The 6,165-nt window shown below is 40.6% G+C and carries 6 protein-coding genes; 2 read left to right on the forward strand and 4 right to left on the reverse strand.

Annotated features, from left to right (window positions below):
- The first annotated feature begins 365 nt into the window (after positions 1-365).
- On the forward strand, positions 366-1,625 hold the full coding sequence (locus ACVWYG_RS19095; protein WP_457272645.1) for a putative DNA modification/repair radical SAM protein: 1,260 nt from the start codon (positions 366-368) through the stop codon (positions 1,623-1,625).
- On the forward strand, positions 1,625-2,386 hold the full coding sequence (locus tag ACVWYG_RS19100; RefSeq protein WP_457272647.1) for a TIGR03915 family putative DNA repair protein: 762 nt from the start codon (positions 1,625-1,627) through the stop codon (positions 2,384-2,386). The genes ACVWYG_RS19095 and ACVWYG_RS19100 overlap by 1 nt, the downstream gene beginning before the upstream one ends.
- 320 nt (positions 2,387-2,706) lie before the next feature.
- Here the strand turns inward: ACVWYG_RS19100 and ACVWYG_RS19105 are convergent, their stop codons facing one another.
- The 4 genes from ACVWYG_RS19105 to ACVWYG_RS19120 all read right to left on the reverse strand — a co-directional run.
- Positions 2,707-2,895 carry a hypothetical protein gene (locus ACVWYG_RS19105; protein WP_457272649.1) on the reverse strand — a complete coding sequence of 63 codons (189 nt, stop codon included), beginning with the start codon at positions 2,893-2,895 and terminating at the stop codon, positions 2,707-2,709.
- Between the two features lie 70 nt (positions 2,896-2,965).
- Positions 2,966-3,196, reverse strand: coding sequence for a DUF2442 domain-containing protein (locus tag ACVWYG_RS19110; RefSeq protein WP_457272651.1), 231 nt, complete (start codon positions 3,194-3,196; stop codon positions 2,966-2,968).
- A 40-nt stretch (positions 3,197-3,236) separates the two neighbouring features.
- Positions 3,237-3,377: a hypothetical protein gene (locus tag ACVWYG_RS19115; RefSeq protein ID WP_457272653.1), complete on the reverse strand. Its 141-nt coding sequence runs from the start codon at positions 3,375-3,377 to the stop codon at positions 3,237-3,239.
- 472 nt (positions 3,378-3,849) lie between these two features.
- Positions 3,850-6,165, reverse strand: a 2,316-nt coding sequence (locus ACVWYG_RS19120) for a carboxypeptidase regulatory-like domain-containing protein (protein WP_457272655.1), incomplete at its 5' end; no start/stop codon positions are given.

Consider the following 6,165-nt stretch of genomic DNA (forward strand, 5'->3'; position numbering starts at 1 on the left):
TGGTTAGCGATTGCAGAGGAAATCCTTTTTGCGAGGAACGAGCAAAAAGATTGCAACGTAAAGCGCGACCCTCTTCAGGGGAACGCCCAAATTATAAAAATAGGATTTATAACCTAGCTCGACTTATTCTATTGAGGATTATTTGGGCGTTTTTATACGCTGTCCATTGTATCTTTAATTGGCTTTAAGGGGCCAATTAAAGATGCCGCTTCGCCCGTTAACGCAACTTATCTGCGGTAGAAAAACAAGAAGTTCCCCCAAACAAGGGTATGAAAATTCTATTTTCCATGTCAAATACAAACTTTTATTAAAACAAATTACTAATTATTTTAGTTTTAAAACTAACAATATTAGTATATTTGACGATGAATTTTGAGCGTATTACAGAAAAACTAAGCATCCTTGCCGATGCAGCAAAATACGATGTTTCCTGCTCCTCCAGCGGAAGCAAAAGAGCAAATAAGGATAAGGGTTTGGGAAATGCTACAGGAATGGGCATTTGCCACTCTTATACCGAAGACGGCAGATGTGTAAGTTTGCTCAAAATTCTGCTGACCAATGTGTGTATCTTCGACTGTGCCTATTGTGTTACTCGAAAAAGCAACGACATTAAGCGAGCAGCTTTCACCGTACAAGAAGTAGTCGACCTTACCATTAATTTTTACCGCAGAAATTACATCGAAGGATTATTTCTGAGTTCTGGCATTTTTAAAGACGCCGACACCACCATGGAGCGATTGGTTTCAGTGGCCAAGAAACTTCGATTAGAAGAAAATTTTAACGGATATATTCATTTAAAAAGCATTCCTGGAGCGTCAAATGAATTGATGCGACAAGCAGGATTGTACGCAGATCGATTAAGCGTAAATATAGAACTGCCAACTGAAGCAGGACTAAAATTATTGGCGCCAGATAAAAACCACAAAGACATGACTGGCCCGATGAATTTTGTAAACAAAGAAATCATCGCTTACAAAGCAGAGAAAAAACTATTTAAATCTACGCCCAAATTTGCTCCGGGCGGTCAAAGTACTCAAGTCATTATTGGCGCCACGCCAGAAACAGATTTAGAAGTGATTGCAATAGCCAATAATTTTTACAAAGACTATAACCTTAAACGGGTCTATTATTCTGGTTACATTCCGGTTAGTGATGATTCCAGGCTTCCATCTCTACAAAGCAAGGTTCCGGTAATTAGAGAAAATAGATTGTATCAAGCAGACTGGTTGATGCGTTTTTATGGGTTTAAAGCAGCTGAAATTTTAGACCCCAAAGATCCGTTTTTGGCTTTAGATATGGATCCGAAATTAGCTTGGGCACTTCGAAATCAATCCTTTTTCCCTATAAATATTCAGAATGCTGATCTGGAAGCAATTTTAAGAGTGCCCGGCATTGGCGTAAAATCTGCTTGGAAAATTGTTTCAGCACGTAAATTTTGTTCGTTAAACGCCACACATCTTAAAAAAATGGGTGTTGCGCTAAATCGTGCAAGTCATTTTATTTGCTTTAACCAATTCCAAGCAACCTACAGCAAATTAGATAGTCCAAATTTAAAATCGGTGATTTTGAAAACGGTAAAAAGCAAATATGCAGAAGATTTTAAACCACAACTTTCTTTATTCTAATGCATGTTCTAATTTACGATGGAAGTTTTGAGGGTTTTCTAACCGCCGTGTTCGAAGTATACGAATATAAATTGACGCCAGTTCAAATTGTGAAAGAAAGTGCGCCATTGCCGCTTTTGTTTATAAATGCAAAAATCGTAACGACCGATAGTGTAAAATCAGAACGGGTTTTTAAGAAACTGTTTGCCATTATAGGCAAAAAAGGCATTCATCAATTGCTCTGCTCCATCCTCACAGAAAAAGAAGATTGTGAGATTCATTTGTTAGCGGTGATAAAATATGTGCTCAAAAACCCAAATGACAATGTATTACAGAATATGGCCGACCCATCGGTTTTAAAATTAGCGCAACAAGTTAAAATGATCGGACGAGAAAAACACAGGATGGAAGCTTTCGTGCGCTTCAAACTTACCTGCGATGACATTTACTTCTCAGAAATTGAACCCGATTTTAATGTGCTCCCGCTTATTATGAGTCATTTTCAGCAACGCTACCAAGACCAAAAATGGCTAATATTCGACCAAAAAAGACATTATGGCATTTTCTACGATTTGCAAAGTGTTGAATATGTCCACATGGATTTTAACGAGGTTAAAAATAGTCAGAAAGGATTAGAAATGTTGGCTAAAGATGAAGACCTCTACCAAAGTTTATGGAAAACTTATTTCAAAAATACCAACATCAAAGCGAGAAAAAATACGAGGTTGCACTTGCAACATGTACCAAAACGTTATTGGAAATATTTAACGGAGAAGTTTTAAATCACACTCCTTCGGAGGAGTGCCTGCAGGGTAGGTGGTTTTTATGCGGACATTTTAAGCTTCCTTTAAGAATTCAGTAAAGTCCGACCAATCCTCCATTCGAAATGCTCGAATGTCCCTAACAAGATTACTGAAACACTCGGCACCTTTAAGCGCGTTGATAGCCCTTAAAAGATTGGCCATATCGTTTTTTGTAGATAAATATAAACTCCCTGGCCTCTAAAAAATTCAAACTTTTCTAAAATAACAGCGATTTCGAAATAAGCATTATTGCATGGCTCGCCATAATTTGCTTGAAATCTGAAATCAGCATATCGAAACTAATTGCAAACATTCTTAAGCTCCTTAAAATATTTTTTTTCTCCGTAATAAATTTGTTCTTTATCGTCCCTAACGGCTACTTCCTCACCTAAAAAAGGATTCTTAAAAATTTTGATAATTACGCCCTCTAACCAATCTGACAATCCACTTAAAACGGGATTTACTTTTGCTTTTTCTCCGATAACCATCTTTGAAAATTTTATTAAAGTTACTGAAAATTTGTCTTCATCGTATTTAAATGTATGAAACATTTATCTACTAAGCCTTCACTTCTTTAGAAAAACTAAAAAACCCCTTAAAACTTAAATCTTCGTCGAGTTCTTCCCAATGAATGCCGAAAGGCGATAAAGTAAAGTTTTCAAAAGCTTCCCTACTTGCGTTTTGTAGTTTAGGAAACCAGCTAAGTGGATGGCTTTTTTTCTCCCCACTGCCGGTCTGAATGAAAATTTTTTCGTCCTCAAACCATACCCTAAAACTCTCATTTTCCATGGCATTCGTTCCATTTATTCATAATAATTTCTTTGTTCTCTTAAATAATGGCCGAAGCCAATGCAAAGTCTGTTTCCTTTAGTCCCTTATTCGAAACGAAGAGTACATTCTCAACTTCACATTTCGCTTCTTCATCTGCATTTTTAACGTAAATGTGTACAGGCAAATAGTCGTTTATCAAAATTTAGGAGATATTTTTAGGAGACCTATTTTTGAGACACCACGTCAATAGATACACATTTATTTAATCTGATTTCAATCGCTTTATATACGGGGATAGCCCCTTTAATCACTTCTTGTTTACCTGTAAAAATACTGTAAGCATTCAAGACCGGCGGATGTAGCTACAGCCGAAGCATAATCGCGCATTATAGTTGAAAAAATGGTATAACCCTTTTTTATCTTCACCGCGAGATTTTGATTATTCTGATGTGTCTGAGATCCATAACCAATTTGAGGATGTTGGCGCTAGTTTCTTTGCAGAAAGCCAACGAGATTAATGCCAGGTGTTCAGAGAAGCTGCGATCTTGTCTACAAGGTCGTCAGCGGGATGGCGGGCAAAAGCAAAAAGGCAAAAGATACCACATAAAAATAGCAGGATGCCGGCTGTCTTTTTAATGAGTGTAAAATTGTTATTCATAAGAAGTTAAGATTTATTCCACTTTATACCTATACACCTGTCTGCCCAGTTCCCCTGCCGCATTGATCCCTTCAACCACCACGCTGTAATTTCCCGGATCGTCTGCATTAAAGAAATCAAACTTTACGCTGCCATCTGAGCTGGTTATCACGTTCGGGTTCCAATATATGGTAGATCTGAAATCTGGCATTTGGGTGGCGGTTTCAGGTACATCATAACGCGGCGAGTAAAAAGCTCTCGTATTGTTGAAACCTTTTGGAGAAATGTTGGCCATGGAAGGATCGTACTTTTTACGCACCCATCCTCTTTTCGTAAAAATCAGAATGGAAGGCCCTCCCAAAAATCGGGTCATCGCAATGCTCGATCTGACCACTTCAATTTTAACAATATCGGTGGGATCTATTACATTGTTATCAAATATCTCCGAAACTTCTATACAATCGGTTATTCTACGGCCATCAAGTATAACCTGCATAGGAACAAGTCCACCTTGCACTCTTGCCCATGGCCAGTTTATAACTGTACAAGCCAAATCTTTGGCTGGTTGAAAAACAACTCCTGCCAGCATTCCTTGCAGGCAGACTCCTAGATTGGCACAAAGTTCTGGGCTCGGGATAATGTAGGTCTGATCCACAGAGACTGATGGGATTCTGATACTCCCTTGCATGCTGTACTGATTTTCTTTCTTGGTTCCCTTGATAAGCACTTCCCTCAACTGTTGAACCCGGTTCAACTTGCCCGTCCGTTCCAATATCGCAAACTCCTTTTTGGTATTGGCCAAATATTCTTTCGTACTTTCCGCAATGTCGGTATTGATGTCGCCAATGTTTTTGTTTGGTGTGAGGATTTGAGCCGGCACTTTGTCAAGGACGATTTCCACGTTCTTCCCATTCTTTGCCGTTCTTGCCTGTACGCTGAACTTTAAGCTGTCGGATAATACCAACTTGTCAAATCGGAATCTTCCCTGTGCATTTGTCGTCGTGTCTCGTACAATGCCGGCCTTTAACGACATCAGCGTAACCTTGGCATTGGGAAACGGCTTGCCGCTCAGCGAGAGCACTTTTCCCGCAATTTCGGTCGACAGTTTTTCAGCCTTGAAAATAGGCTCGCCCGGTTTACCGCTCAAGACTTCTTTCCATGTAAACCGCCGGTAGCCCTGTGTAAGCATCAGGTTATCCAGTGCTTTGTTTACCACTTCGCTTTCTGTGGCAAAATAGTAATTGGGTTTTTCTATGTAGCCCTTCAAATCGGAGGTCAACAGGATGTTGGAAAAGATGGTACTTTCCAATGTTTCGTCTATCGGCACTTTGCTTTCATCTATCACCGATACAGAAAAGCTTCCAGCTACCGCTTTGCCCTTCTGGTCTTTTGCATCCAGTTGGATCTCCACCTTTTCCCGGGTTTTATAGGTTGGTTTGGCCGTGCCGATCTTCAGCTGCATCTGGTCTCGATTCTTGAGGAAAGCGATCCTTTCGTTGATCGGCTGTCCCTGGTTGTCAAACAGCGTGAATTGCGCGATGCCGCTTGGAAAGTTTGCCTTTTTTAGCCAAAGCGATGTAATCGGCCTACTTATTTTGACTGGTGAGGCATAGATGGTTTCACCACCTGTCTGGGCAATCAGGTTTACAGTTTGGTTTAATGATTTTGTCGAAGCATTTATCCTCACGAGCAAACTGTCGCCTTCTGTTTGGTAAACCGCCAGTACATAGCCTTCGTCTGCCGCTTTGGGCAGGTTGATAATCGTTTCCGATCCATCGGGATACTTTATCCGCGCTTTGTAGGTTTTCCCGGCTTCGGGTTTTAAGTTGAAAGTACCCATGCCTGCATGCATGCTTTCCAGTTGGGCGACCTCTTGGTCTTGGTTATCGGTAATGCTTCCCTTAATGTTTACTCCTGTACCGTCAACACCCACTGCTTTAAAAGCTACCCTCGAAGTGAGGCCGTTTACCAGATCTCCACTTTCGGGAAAGAACTGCACATCGCTTTGCGAAAGTGCCGCCTTGATGGGGAAACTCTTTTCGATCTTTTTCTTCTTTTCCGTAACAATCGTGGTGCGGATGTACGCACCTTTCAGGTTGGAGGTCTGATCGTTAATCATATTTATGGTGACGTTTCCACTGGCATCCGTTTTTGCTTTTTCACTCGCTATCGCCTCGTGGTTGGCCATGATCTCATACCGTACTTCTTTGTCTGTAAGCGGTAGTCCACCCGCATCGGTATAATTCAGCAATGCAGTAACCACAGGTTTGCCCGCAGTGGTTTTATATTGGTAGGTTACTTTGGCAATCACTTCTTCGCTGCCGGGGTTTCCCACTGCAAAAGTCCGGTC

The organism is Pedobacter sp. UYEF25 (genome assembly GCF_054061655.1).

Bases quoted from the DNA above. Each gene is read 5' to 3' on its own strand.
- ACVWYG_RS19100 (WP_457272647.1), top strand. From the start codon at position 1,625: ATGCATGTTCTAATTTACGATGGAAGTTTTGAGGGTTTTCTAACCGCC.
- ACVWYG_RS19095 (WP_457272645.1), top strand. From the start codon at position 366: ATGAATTTTGAGCGTATTACAGAAAAACTAAGCATCCTTGCCGATGCA.
- ACVWYG_RS19110 (WP_457272651.1), bottom strand. From the start codon at position 3,196: ATGGAAAATGAGAGTTTTAGGGTATGGTTTGAGGACGAAAAAATTTTC.
- ACVWYG_RS19105 (WP_457272649.1), bottom strand. From the start codon at position 2,895: ATGGTTATCGGAGAAAAAGCAAAAGTAAATCCCGTTTTAAGTGGATTG.